General features: G+C 32.8%; 13 protein-coding genes. 6 read left to right on the top strand and 7 right to left on the bottom strand.

Features of this window, described 5'->3' with window-relative positions; translation table 11 throughout:
- Positions 1 to 10: 10 nt before the first annotated feature.
- Positions 11 to 949: an acyl-CoA desaturase gene (locus tag EV02_RS02730; RefSeq protein WP_025974179.1), complete on the bottom strand. Its 939-nt coding sequence runs from the start codon at positions 947 to 949 to the stop codon at positions 11 to 13.
- Positions 950 to 1,024: 75 nt separating this feature from the next.
- On the opposite strand from EV02_RS02730, the gene EV02_RS02725 reads away from it, so the two are divergent.
- The 5 genes from EV02_RS02725 to EV02_RS02705 all read left to right on the top strand — a co-directional run bounded on the left by EV02_RS02725 (position 1,025) and on the right by EV02_RS02705 (position 6,759).
- Complete coding sequence (locus tag EV02_RS02725; RefSeq protein ID WP_032519935.1) at positions 1,025 to 1,723, top strand: hypothetical protein; 699 nt, start codon at positions 1,025 to 1,027, stop codon at positions 1,721 to 1,723.
- 18 nt (positions 1,724 to 1,741) lie between these two features.
- Positions 1,742 to 3,034 (top strand): aminotransferase class I/II-fold pyridoxal phosphate-dependent enzyme, encoded by a 1,293-nt coding sequence (locus EV02_RS02720; protein WP_032519937.1) that lies wholly within the window; start codon positions 1,742 to 1,744, stop codon positions 3,032 to 3,034.
- Between the two features lie 2 nt (positions 3,035 to 3,036).
- Positions 3,037 to 3,426 (top strand): glycine cleavage system protein GcvH, encoded by a 390-nt coding sequence (gene gcvH, locus EV02_RS02715; RefSeq protein WP_032519938.1) that lies wholly within the window; start codon positions 3,037 to 3,039, stop codon positions 3,424 to 3,426.
- A gap of 45 nt (positions 3,427 to 3,471) precedes the next feature.
- The gene (gene gcvP / locus EV02_RS02710) at positions 3,472 to 6,381 is read left to right on the top strand and encodes an aminomethyl-transferring glycine dehydrogenase (RefSeq protein ID WP_032519939.1); all 2,910 of its coding nucleotides are present in this window, start codon (positions 3,472 to 3,474) and stop codon (positions 6,379 to 6,381) included.
- 129 nt (positions 6,382 to 6,510) lie between these two features.
- Positions 6,511 to 6,759 (top strand): hypothetical protein, encoded by a 249-nt coding sequence (locus EV02_RS02705; RefSeq protein WP_032519940.1) that lies wholly within the window; start codon positions 6,511 to 6,513, stop codon positions 6,757 to 6,759.
- Positions 6,760 to 6,774: 15 nt separating this feature from the next.
- Here the strand turns inward: EV02_RS02705 and EV02_RS02700 are convergent, their stop codons facing one another.
- The 6 genes from EV02_RS02700 to rpmI all read right to left on the bottom strand — a co-directional run bounded on the left by EV02_RS02700 (position 6,775) and on the right by rpmI (position 11,263).
- A complete protein-coding gene (locus EV02_RS02700) occupies positions 6,775 to 7,908 on the bottom strand; it encodes a glycosyltransferase family 4 protein (protein ID WP_025980084.1) in 1,134 nt (377 codons plus the stop codon).
- A 27-nt stretch (positions 7,909 to 7,935) separates the two neighbouring features.
- Complete coding sequence (locus tag EV02_RS02695) at positions 7,936 to 9,129, bottom strand: NAD-dependent epimerase/dehydratase family protein (protein WP_032519942.1); 1,194 nt, start codon at positions 9,127 to 9,129, stop codon at positions 7,936 to 7,938.
- Between the two features lie 170 nt (positions 9,130 to 9,299).
- Entirely contained in the window at positions 9,300 to 10,094 is a 795-nt protein-coding gene (locus EV02_RS02690; RefSeq protein WP_032519943.1) for a thiazole synthase, read from the bottom strand.
- Positions 10,095 to 10,096: 2 nt separating this feature from the next.
- Positions 10,097 to 10,654 (bottom strand): tetratricopeptide repeat protein, encoded by a 558-nt coding sequence (locus EV02_RS02685; RefSeq protein ID WP_025895196.1) that lies wholly within the window; start codon positions 10,652 to 10,654, stop codon positions 10,097 to 10,099.
- A 35-nt stretch (positions 10,655 to 10,689) separates the two neighbouring features.
- The gene (gene rplT, locus EV02_RS02680; RefSeq protein WP_032519944.1) at positions 10,690 to 11,037 is read right to left on the bottom strand and encodes a 50S ribosomal protein L20; all 348 of its coding nucleotides are present in this window, start codon (positions 11,035 to 11,037) and stop codon (positions 10,690 to 10,692) included.
- A gap of 28 nt (positions 11,038 to 11,065) precedes the next feature.
- Positions 11,066 to 11,263, bottom strand: a complete 198-nt coding sequence (rpmI, locus tag EV02_RS02675; RefSeq protein ID WP_002806185.1) for a 50S ribosomal protein L35 — start codon at positions 11,261 to 11,263, stop codon at positions 11,066 to 11,068.
- Positions 11,264 to 11,354: 91 nt separating this feature from the next.
- On the opposite strand from rpmI, the gene EV02_RS02670 reads away from it, so the two are divergent.
- On the top strand, positions 11,355 to 12,893 hold the full coding sequence (locus EV02_RS02670) for a SpoIID/LytB domain-containing protein (RefSeq protein ID WP_032519945.1): 1,539 nt from the start codon (positions 11,355 to 11,357) through the stop codon (positions 12,891 to 12,893).
- Positions 12,894 to 12,914: the final 21 nt, after the last annotated feature.

A 12,914-nucleotide genomic window follows, 5' to 3' on the forward strand; every position in this document is an offset into this window, starting at 1 on the left:
AACAATATAGTTAATAATAAGACCTAGAGGGTAACTTTACTTTTTTTGCAAAACCAAATTTCGCAAGAATCTTAATATGTTCCCATGTTATGTCTATCTGACCTTTAAATAATCCTTGTTTTGCCGAATTGGGAAATGCATGATGGTTATTATGCCAACCTTCTCCAAAGGTTAATGCAGCAACCCATGCATTATTTTTAGATGAATCACCACTTTCAAATGGTGCTTTACCCCAACAATGCGTCGCGGAGTTGACTAGCCAAGTTACATGATAAACAACCACAAGCCTCAATGGAATCCCCCAAAGGACTAGAGCCCATCCTCCAACTCCTAATTTTTGACCTATTGCGTACAATGTAAGTCCAATAGGAATTTGTAAGAATAAAAAATATTTATTTAAAAATCTATAGTATGGATCCTTAATTAAATCTGCACTTAGTTTTGGAACAGCTTTTAGTGCTTCTACGTCTTTAAACATCCAACCCATATGACTCCACCAAAACCCCTTTTTACTATTGTGATGATCTACTTCAGTATCTGAAAAAGAGTGGTGATGCCTATGTAAACCTACCCAATCTATTGGCCCATGTTGGCAACTTATGGCTCCGCAGGTAGCAAAAAATCTTTCTAACCATCTTGGTACAATGAACGATCTGTGTGATAACAATCTGTGATATCCAAGGGTGACTCCTAAACAAGCAGTTACCCAATAAAAAAATAATAATGAAGTGACTGCAGGGAGGCTCCAAAATTTTGGTTGTAAAGCTACAAGGGAAAGAATATGTATTGCAACCATAAAAACTATTGTTCCCCACGTTTTATGTAGTCTTGGAGGATATCTTTTTGAATGACTGGAAGGTTCCAGTAATTTTTCTGAGAGTTCTATAACTTTTTCAGCTGGAACAGGTTTTTTTAATTTTGCTGTTTCTTGGAAAATTACTGAATTCATGATATTGAAATACTATTTTCAAAATTACCGATATGTAATATTATCATACTATACTATTGATAAGTTTAATTATCTGTGAGTCTCGGATATCGCGATAAATTATCTAGAGGTCGAAGGGCTATGGCTCATTTGATACACCTCTGGCATGAAAGAAATGGTTGGTCTCACAGAGTATTGCCATTACTTTCAGAAATTCTAGATTTAGGTAAAGTCCATAATTCGCAAATTTCTAATCTTAGGAATGGGAAGTTATCTTCGCCGGGCCCTGAAGTTTTTCTTGCTTTAGCTCAAGTTAATACGATTCTTGATCAAGGCATTGAAAAAATCAGGGATCGTTTTGAAAGTGATTACCCAGAGTTATGGAAATCTTTGGAGGAGTCTGCATTACCCCTAAAAAATGATTCTGGTAATCCATTGTCGGCCGGAGAGTTATTTGAGATATTTTCAGGATTAAAACCTCTACCTTCATCTTTTGACTGGTACATAGAAGATGAAGAAGCTTCTGCTTTAAGTGATGCTCTTTCAGTGCATTTTTGTCAGAATAAGGCTTGGAGATCATGTAAAATTCAGGTAATGGAAGCCTATGCTGTCAATAAATCTGCCCGTAGAGAACGTTTTGCTGAGGTAATTGCAGGAATTAGAGATTATACGGCAGAAGAATTAGATGGAGAACTTCTTGATTTATATGAAGCTTCAAAAAAACTTTCTTATTTTCAGGGTAGGGGACCTAATGCTTTCCTAGCAGAATTAAGAAATTTAGCTTCTGAAAAATAACATGAATTTTCATAATAAATGACTCTTGACAATAACTTAAAACTGGCTGAAAACGCTGTTCTTACTGTCGAAGAGAGTTTAAGTAAAGTTTTCCAAGAAAGGTCTAATCAGGTTTTCCAGAAATTAGAAAATATTTTGACAATTTTTAAGGAAGAAAAAGTTTCTACTAGTCATTTCAATCAATCTTCAGGTAGTGGTCATGATGATATATCTAGAGAAAAAATTGATGCGGTTTTTGCAAGATTTTTTCTTGCTGAAAAGGCGGCTGTGAGGATGCAATTTGTAAGTGGAACCCATGCAATAAGTTCTGTCTTATTTGGAATTCTTCGACCTGGAGATGTAATGTTATCTCTTACAGGACAACCATATGACACGTTAGAAGAAGTCATAGGAATAAGGGGAGGAGGAAAAGGATCACTTAAAGATTTTGACATCAAATATAAGCAAGTAAATATCTGCGAGAATTTTGATTCTTTTGAAGAAAAAATTGTTCATTTTTTTAAAGAAAATTCATGCAAATTAGTATTCATACAAAAAAGTTGTGGATATAGTTGGAGAAAGTCTCTTACGAATCATCAGATAGAGAAAATTTGTAGTCTTATTCATTCTCTTGATCCTAATTGTATATGTTTTGTTGATAACTGTTACGGGGAGCTTGTTGAAGATAGTGAACCAATTTCTAAAGGGGCAAATATAATTGCTGGATCATTGATTAAAAATTTGGGAGGAACAATAGTTCCTACTGGTGGGTACGTAGCAGGAGATACAGAGTTGGTTGAGATGGCATGTTCTAGATTAACCTCACCAGGCATTGGTTCTTCTGCAGGAATAAATTTTGGACTAGGAAGATTAATTTTGCAGGGTTTGTTTTTAGCACCACAAATTGTTCACGAATCATTAAAAGGTGCTGATATGGTTGCAGCAGTCTTTAAAAATTTGGGATTTAAGGTTTTACCAGAGCCTGCAACTTATAGATCTGATCTTATTCAGTCAGTAAGATTGAATAATCCTGTTTTGGTACAAAAAATTTGTCAATCTTTTCAAAATTCTTCACCAGTAGATTCTTTTCTGAATGTTGTTCCATCTTCAATGGATGGATATGATTCAAAATTATTAATGGCAGGAGGTACCTTTATTGAAGGTAGTACAAGTGAATTTTCTGCTGATGCCCCTCTAAGAGATCCTTACAATATTTTTGTTCAAGGTGGTTCTCACATGGCTCACATCAAAATTGCATTAATTCGATTATTATTTGAACTATTAGAGGAAAAATTAATTTCAAAGGATTCTCTACTTCCTTTATCTACTTAATCATGTCTTACAAGTTTCCAGACAACCTCAACTATGCTGATACTCATGAATATGTCTTGGAAGAAAATGGACTATTAAAAATTGGAGTTAGTGAATTCGCTATAGATCAATTAGGAGATATTGTTTTTGTTGAATTAGCTGATGAAGGTGCGACTTTAGAGAAAGGCGATACTTTTGGAACAATAGAATCAGTTAAGGCAGTTGAGGAAGTCTATCTGCCTTTTTCAGGGGAAATAGTATCTGTAAATGAAAGTGTTATTGAGAACCCTGAGCTTTTACAGAATGATCCGATTGGAGACGGTTGGTTAGTCATTTTGAAACCAGAATCAAAAGCATCAATTACTGATTTGATGACCTCTGAGGAATATCAATCAAAGGTTGTACCAAAATAAGGCAAACTTTTTAAAAAGAGCTATTTTAAAGAAAAATATTTTAATATGACATCTAAATTTGGGTCTGATTTGTTTATAGATAGGCATCTTGGGTTAGGAGATAATGATGAAAGAATTATGCTGAACAAGCTTGGTTTTAATAATATTGATCAATTTATAAATCAAGTTGTTCCTGAAGATATTCAACTTAAAGATAAATCTTCAGAAATATTGCCCCAAGGTTGTTCAGAAATTGAAGCTTTAAACGAATTGGAAGAGATTTCGAATAAAAATACTAAAATGAGATCACTTATAGGCCTTGGTTATTATGACAATCATATGCCTAAAGTAATCCAAAGACATGTTCTTGAAAATCCAAGGTGGTACACGTCTTATACTCCATATCAAGCAGAAATTGCACAAGGAAGATTAGAAGCTCTATTTAATTTTCAGACTATTGTTTGTGAACTAACAGGATTCCCTGTCGCTAATGCATCTTTGTTGGATGAGGGTACTGCCGCAGCAGAAGCCATGGCTATGAGTTTTTCCTCTAGAAAAAATAAATCTTCAAAAGTGTACTTGGTGGAGTCAAATGTTTTTGATCATACTTTTAATGTTCTACAAACCAGAGCAAAACCTTTGGGAATATCATTAAAACGCTTTACTCAAAGCAACCTTCCTAACCATGATAATGTTTTTGGAATGTTGTTGCAATTACCTGGTAAAAATGGACAATTATATGATCCCACATTCTTAATATCCAAAGCACATAGATCAGAAATTATTGTTACGGCATGTATTGATCCACTAGCACAAGTTTTGATTAAACCAATTTCTGAATTTGGTGTTGATGTAGCAGTGGGTAGTATGCAAAGATTTGGTGTACCAATGGGTTTTGGTGGCCCCCATGCAGCATATTTTGCTTGTAGCGAAAAATATAAAAGGCTGATACCCGGAAGAATTGTTGGGCAAACTCTCTCTAAAAATGGAGAAAAGTCTCTAAGACTAGCATTGCAAACAAGAGAGCAACATATCAGAAGGGAAAAGGCCACCAGTAATATTTGTACTGCTCAATCTTTATTAGCCATAATTTCTTCTTTTTATGCTATTTATCATGGACCCTCTGGATTAACTCAAATTGCTAAGAGATTAGTTGAGTTGAGAATAAATTTAGAATCAAGTTTAGCTGCTTTAGGTTTTGATATTCCAGATGGGATTAGATTTGATAGTGTTGATGTTTATTCTGAGCACTCCCAGAGGATCCATAATGAAGCTTTAAAAAATGGCTATAACTTAAGAATTTTGCCGTTGGGATCAACTATTGAAAATTCAACTGGCTTTGGGATCTCTTTAGATGAGCTCAGTAATGAAAAAGAAATAAAAGATATTTTGACTTTCATAGCAAACCTTATAGAAAAAGAAGAAGATTTAAAGCATATAAAATTTGATAAAGAATTTCATCTTGAAAGTTTAGCTTTGAGATCCAGTGCATGGATGCAGCAAGATATATTCACAAATTACCAAAGTGAAACTGAATTAATGAGATATATATTCCGACTTGCAGAAAAAGATTTTTCTTTGGTAGATGGGATGATGCCATTGGGTAGCTGTACCATGAAGTTAAATTCTGCAGCAGAGTTAAATCCAGTCTCTTGGGCTAATTTATCTTCCATGCATCCTTTTTCCCCACCAGATCAAACTAAAGGCTATTCAAAAATTATATCTGACCTAGAAAAATGGATAAGTGAGATTGTTGGTTTAAAATCAGTTTCTTTTCAACCAAATGCAGGCTCTCAAGGAGAGTTTGCAGGTTTATTGGCAATTAATTCTTATTTTGAATCAAAAGGTGAACTGTTAAGAAAAAAATGTTTAATTCCAAAAAGTGCTCATGGAACAAATCCTGCTAGTGCAGTTATGGCAGGTTTTGACGTGTTAACTGTCGAATGTGATGACGAAGGAAATATTGATTATCAAGATTTGTCAATCAAGGTCAAGAAATTTGATAACCAAATAGGGGCTCTTATGTTGACTTATCCCTCTACTCATGGAGTTTTTGAATTACAAATCAGAAAGATATGTGATTTAATTCATTCTGTGGGGGGATTTGTCTATTTAGATGGAGCAAATTTGAACGCTCAGGTTGGATTATGCAAACCTGGAAATTATGGCGTTGATGTTTGTCATTTGAATTTACATAAAACATTCTGCATTCCACATGGAGGTGGTGGTCCAGGAGTAGGTCCAGTTGCTGCATCAGAAACTTTAAGCCCATACCTTCCTACTCATTCTTTAATGGATAATAATTTATCTAATAGTTTTAATTTCGTATCTTCTGCTAAGCATGGGAGTGCAAGTATTCTTCCAATAAGTTGGATGTATATTAAAATGGCAGGTCTTGGTGGGTTAAGGAAAGCAACTTCGCACGCAATTTTATCTGCAAATTATATTGCGCATTCCTTAAAACATAAATTCAAAATTCTCTATAAAGGAAAAAATAATTTTGTCGCACATGAATGTATTTTAGATTTTAGAGATTTAAAATCCAAAACTGGATTGAGTGTCAATGATTTAGCTAAACGATTAATTGATTATAGTTTTCATGCCCCAACTATTAGTTGGCCTGTTCCAGAAACCATAATGATAGAGCCTACTGAAAGTGAAAGTTTGGCAGAAGTAGATAGATTTTGTGAGGCTATGCTATTGATTGGAGAAGAAATCAGTGAAATAGAAAATAATCATGAATTAAAAAATAATAATGTAATAAGCAATGCTCCCCATACGCTGAAAGAGTTAATTGCTGATAATTGGCAATATTCTTATTCAAAAGAAAAGGCTTCTTTCCCTTATAAAACTCCTACAACTATTAAGTTTTGGTCTTCAGTCTCTAGGATTAATAATGCATATGGGGATCGCAATTTAATTTGTTCTTGCAATGTAAATCAAGATGAGACTTTAGAAGAAAAAAAATGTGCTTAAAGGACTAGCGTCACAGTATTTACTTAGTTATTATCAATGTGAATAAAAATTTAATATTTTCTTATAGAAGTTTTTTAAATTTTTTTTTTAGAATATTCGAGCATCAAATTTTTTGGGGTATTTGAAGCTATGACCAAAGATTTTAAATCTGGTAATGTTATGCAACTGCCAGTTAAAAACGTCAACTTACCAAATTTTGTAAATAATTTTTCTGGAGATAACTCAAATATTTGTTCCATTGAGGGAACAAATGTTATAAGAGTACCTTTTGGTAAAAAATTCTCAAAGAAGAAAAGGCCTGAAAAGAATCAAAATATAGCTACTCTAATACTTCCTTTAAGTTCATATAATAATCCTACGCCCCCACATGTAGCATAATAATTTAGATCAAATTTAATCTATTTCTTTGAGCGTATCTGAATAATAATTTTGCAGTTGTAATGTTGCTTGATTCCAATCCCATTTTTCTGCTTCGTTTCGCGCCTCTTTTCTCATAATTTCTCTTTTATCTTCGTTTTCTAGAATTTTTTTTGTTGCTTCAATCAAACTTTGTACTCCATTATCTTTTTCATCTGGATCATATAAACAACCATTAATCCCATCGCTAATTATATCTGGAATCCCTCCCTTGTTGGCTCCAATAACTGGACATCCTGCGGCCATTGCTTCGAGTAGAACTAAACCAAGTGTTTCTGTACTAGAGGGAAATAAAAATATATCTCCAGAGGCATAGGCGCTAGCAAGTTCATCACCAGATAAATATCCTATGAAATTAGTCTTGGTATTTTCGAAGATTTTTTCAAGCTGGTTTCTATACGGGCCGTCACCTACAAGTGCTAGACAAGCATTAGGGATACTTTCTAAGACTGGTTTAATTCTCTCAATTTGTTTTTCTGCTGATAATCTTCCTACATAAATCAATAAATAATTAGCATCTTTATATTTTCCAAATAATTTATCTCTCATTTTCTCACTTCTTAAATCTGGTCTGAAACTGTAAGTATCTACTCCTCTTTGCCAAAGAGCAGTCCTTTGAATACCTTTATCTTTTAATTCATTGACCATAGCGGTGGAAGTACACAAATTTAACAATGCTTGATTATGAGCTGCTTTAAGTAATTCCCACAAAAGTGGCTCTAGCATACCCATACCGTAATGTTCCAGATATTTCGGAAGATGAGTATGGTAGCTAGCAATTAAAGGAATATTATTAGTTTTCGCCAACCATATGCCACCTAAGCCGAGTACAGCTGGATTAACAACATGTATCAAATCTGGGTTAAATTTTTCTAACTTATCTGAGACTGCAGGACCTGGTAAACCAAGCTTCAACTCTGGGTATAAGGGTAATGGCATTGCAGCTACTCCCACTACAGTTGCTCCCATATATGATTCTGGACACCCCTCTGGACAAAAAATTATAACTTCATCACCATTTTTTATTAAAAATTCAATTGTTTTAGTCAGTCTTGTGACTATGCCGTCAACTTTAGGTAAAAAAGTTTCAGTAAACAATGCAATTTTCACTTTCTTAAGGTAACTATTTCAAAAATTTTAATTAGTCTTTATAGCCTCAGCTTGTTTTTTTGTCCAGGATGAAACACAAGGTATGCGATTAAGATCACATCTATTGGAGTATTTTTTAGCAACTTCAACAACTTCTTCTAATAAGCCATTATCAAGAGTAGTTGGGTTTAAACCTAATTCTATAAAGCATTTATTATCAACAATTAGATCATTTTCTACTGCTTCATTCCTTGGATTTGGTAAATAATTGATATCAGCTCCAGTTAGAGAAGCAACTTTTTTAGCTAGTTCTCCAACTTGATGACTTTCAGTCATTTGATTAAAGATTTTGACTCTTTCTCCAGATTTTGGAGGATTTTCAAGAGCAAGTTGTACGCATTTTACAGAGTCTTTTATATGTATAAATGCTCTTGTTTGCCCTCCTGTCCCATGAACACTTAATGGATATCCAATTGCAGCTTGCATTAGAAATCTGTTTAAAACAGTTCCATAATCTCCGTCATAGTCAAATCGGTTTGTCAATCTAGGATCTTTTAAAGTTGCTTCTGTATTTGTTCCCCAAACAATGCCTTGATGTAGATCAGTGATCCTTACAAGATCATTTTTGTTGTAGTAAAGAAATAATAATTGATCTAAAGTTTTAGTCATATGGTAGACACTACCTGGGCTGGCAGGGTGTAATATTTCTTCTTCAAAGCGGCTTCCATCAGGTTGTGGAACTTCAACTTTTAGATAACCCTCTGGAATTGTTGCACCTCTATGTGATCCATATCCGTAGACTCCCATTGTTCCTAAATGAACAACATGAATATCTAAATTACTCTCTACTATCGCAGCAAGTAGGTTGTGGGTGCCATTAACATTATTATCTACTGTATATCTTTTGGTAAAACTCGATTTCATTGAGTATGGTGCTGCTCTTTGTTCTGCAAAATGGATTACGGAATCTGGTTTTTCATCAATGAGCAAATTGAGTAATTTTTGATATTGCTTAGAGATATCCATGTTAAGAAATCTCATAGGCTTGCCTCCAATCTCTTCCCATGCAGAAAGTCGTTCCGTTATAGATGAAATTGGAGTTAAAGATTCTACCTCTAGATCAATATCAATTTTTCTACGACTTAAATTGTCGACAATAATTACATCATGATTTTGCTCTGCTAAATTCACCGCACAAGGCCAACCGCAAAAACCATCTCCACCTAGAACAATAACTTTCACTCAGAACTCCAGAATTAAAAGATTCATAATATATTTATTAAATTACTACAGCGTGCTTCCACTTTGCGAAAAAACATTGTAAATAGTTTCAAATCTTCTCTCTTAATACGATAAATAAAAGCAAATAATAAATTTTTACTTTCTTTTTAAACTTTTCATAATCTAGAGAATTAGATAGATATATTTTTTTCAGGCGAACTTGCTACTGCAAAGTCTTGTTTTTTAATTCTTCCTGCCAGAAAAGCTTGCCTGCCAGCTTTCACACTATAATTTATAGCTTGAGCCATTAGAGGAGGATTTGCAGCTTGTGCTATTGCACTATTGATTAAAACACCATCAGCTCCAATTTCCATAGCTTGAGAAGCTTCACTAGGTACCCCAATTCCTGCGTCAATTATTACTGGCACTTTTGCATTCTCAATAATTATCCTTATATTTGATAAATTTAATAAACCTTGCCCGGAGCCTATGGGAGAGCCCAATGGCATTACAGTTGCACAACCTATTTCTTCTAGTTTTTTTGCAAGAATAGGATCTGCATTGATATAAGGTAGTACGGCGAAACCCTTTTTTATTAAAATTTCGGCTGCTTTAAGAGTTTCTATTGGATCTGGTAGCAAATACTTTTTGTCAGGAATAACTTCTAACTTCACAAAATTATTTTCTTCTTGACCAGATAATTTTGCAAGTTCTCTACCTAAAATTGCTATTCTGACTGCCTCATCGCAATTAACACAACCAGCTGTATTAGGAAGCATCCAGTATTTTTCCCAGTTGATCTTTTCGAGTAAATTTTCTCCGGTCTGATCATTTTTAATTCTTCTAACAGCGACGGTTATAATTTCCGTTTCAGAATTTGACAAACTTTCTACCATATCCTGAGTAGATTTGTATTTGCCAGTACCAACCATTAATCTACTGGAAAATTGTTTTCCACCAATTAGTAAAGAAGAATAATTTTCCATATTTAGAATCCCTTATCTTTGATACCTTTATAAGGTTTATAATTGTTTCTTTTTTCTAACTCCTTACTTTTTTTAATTGCTGTTTTGTTCTTTGGATCTATCACCAAAACCTTTTGATAAGTTTCATATGCCAAGTCGTACTCCAGTAAACGCTGTTGTGCTGATGCGAGGTTATTTAGGGCTATAGGATATTCGGGAAGTGATTTTATTGCAGAGTTATAATGTTTTATTGCTTTTTTAAATTCATTTTGAGCAGCATAAGAAAATCCTAAAGCATTATTTATTATCGCTTTGGCTTCATCAGGTTCATTTTCATAATTTTCAATTGCTTTTAAAAAAGTTTTAGTAGCTTCTGAATATAATCTTTTTTTTATCTGAATAGACCCAAATTCATATAATTCTGTAGCTTGAGTGAGAGAATCTAAACCTTTCTGCTCGAATTTTACTAAATTTAATTCTTCACTTCTTGTTTTTAGAAATTGTCTGAATACAAAAATAGAAATTATTATTAATACAACAAAAAGAATTATTAAATAAGATTGAAAGGAAGATATTTCCATTATTTATAATTACTTTTTAGATTATATTCTTTTTTCTACTTACTAACGGAAGAAACAATTTTTTCAAAACACTCAGGATCGTTTAAAGCTAATTGAGCAAGCATTTTTCTGTTAATGATAATTTCTGAATTTTTCATGCCATTTATTAACTTGCTATAGTTTGTTCCATTTATCCTCGCAGATGCGTTAATTCTAGAGATCCAAAGTCTTCTAAAATCTCTTTTTCTTCTTCTTCTATCCCTATAAGCATTACAAAGAGCTTTCATCACCCTTTGGTTTGCGGTTCTGAAAAGATTTTTGTTGCCGCCTCTAAAACCTTTTGCAAGATTTAAGATTTTGTTTCTTCTTTTTCTGGCTATGTTGCCTCTTTTTACCCGTGCCATGAATATCTAATAAAAATTGGTTAAAGATTTATGCGTATGGAATCATTAATTTTACATTATCAGCATCTCTTTCATCAACTACGGCTTTTGTTGATAGATGTCTTTTTAATTTTGAACTTTTATGATCAAGTAAATGATTATGGAAAGCTCTTCTTCTCATGAATTTACCCGTCGCAGTAGCTTTAAATCTTTTGGCAGCTGATTTACGAGTTTTTAGTTTAGACATTTAAGTCAAATGTGTTTAATTAGGATAATCTAAACCTTTATACGCATTGGTGCAAATTAAATTTTTTAATTGATAAGGAAAGTTCTAATTTATGAAACTTAAATTTGCCTTTTTAAACTTATTTTTAGGCTGTATTTCTCTTTTAATAATAAACCCTAAATTTATTTCAAATGCAAAAGGAGAAGAATTGCTAAAGGTTGAACTCCAAAATGAAATTAAAAATGGAAAATTTTTAATTGGTTTAAAGCAATATTTGGGCGGGGAGAATGATAGTTTTTCGGAGAAAAAGAATATAAACTTTACGACTAATAAAGGTTTTTTAAACTTGATTTCGTCCAACGGTATAAAACATAAATCAAAACAGATAAATATTACCTGGGCGGATATACCCGTCAAAAATCCAAAAACAATTGAAAGAATTGTTTTTGGTCCTTTTGCTAGCTATGAATCGGCAAAAAAACAATCAGAGAAACTAAGAAATAAAGGATTTGAGACGACTGTTGCCTACCCTAATAATTGGGAAGTATGGATTCCATTTCAAGATGATCTGCCAGAGTTTGAATTAAAAAATAAGATTTTCAAAAAAATAAAAAATTTTCAAATTACTCCTGTTCTAAGAAATGAATACAGTGGTATGAAACTTGAAGGTCCTATATATATTTATTCTGAAGAGGAAATAAAAATAAATGGTGTTAATTTTGGCAAAAATTTTTATTTAATAAAAGATTTATATGGAACTTGGACCTTAGTTCAAAAAATTAAATTTGATGACTATTTGGCAGGTGTTTTGCCATATGAAATTGGACCTAATTCTCCTTTAGAAGCACTCAAGGCTCAAGCAGTTATTGCAAGAACTTGGGGAATATTTAATTCTGATAGATTTAATATGGATAAATATCATTTATGTATAAGCACTCAATGCCAAGTTTATAAGCCTTCTGAAATTTCATACAAAAACGTACAAAAAGCCATAGACGAAACTTCAAATTTAATTCTCACTCATGAAAATCAACCAATAAATGCTTTTTACCATGGTTCTAATGGTGGAGTATCTGCTACTGCAGGCGAGTCTTGGCAAATTCAAGATTATTCTTATTTCAATTCAATTATTGATGGTTCTAAATCATTAAATAAAATTTTTAAACTTCCAATTACGAATGAATCTTATTTAAATAATTTTTTAGACTTTGATAAAGAACAGTTTTATGGGAGTAATCATTCTCTTTTTCGATGGAATAAAAAAATTTCTACTCTTGAAATTAAAGAAAAGTTAATTAAAAACAAACTTATAAATATTAATGAAGATGTTTTGGATTTAAATTCTATTGAACGTGGGTCTAGTGGCAGAGTGACAAAATTGGAAATACAAACGGACAAGGGTAATAAATCTATTGTTCTTGTTAAAGATGATATTCGACGGGTATTAAATTTTATACCTAGTAATTTGTTTACTATTAATAAATTAAATGATGATTTATGGCTTTTGAGAGGAGGAGGCTTCGGTCATGGTGTAGGTTTATCTCAGTCAGGAGCAATTGAAATGGCTAAATTAGGATTCTCTTATGAACAAATATTGAATCATTACTATCGAAATGCAAAACTAAAAAAATTTGAGATATTGTCTCAATGAAAGCTAAGAAATTAACAATTT

The sequence above is a fragment of the Prochlorococcus marinus str. SB genome (assembly GCF_000760115.1).
In the GTDB taxonomy this organism is placed as follows: Bacteria; Cyanobacteriota; Cyanobacteriia; order PCC-6307; family Cyanobiaceae; genus Prochlorococcus_A; species Prochlorococcus_A marinus_D.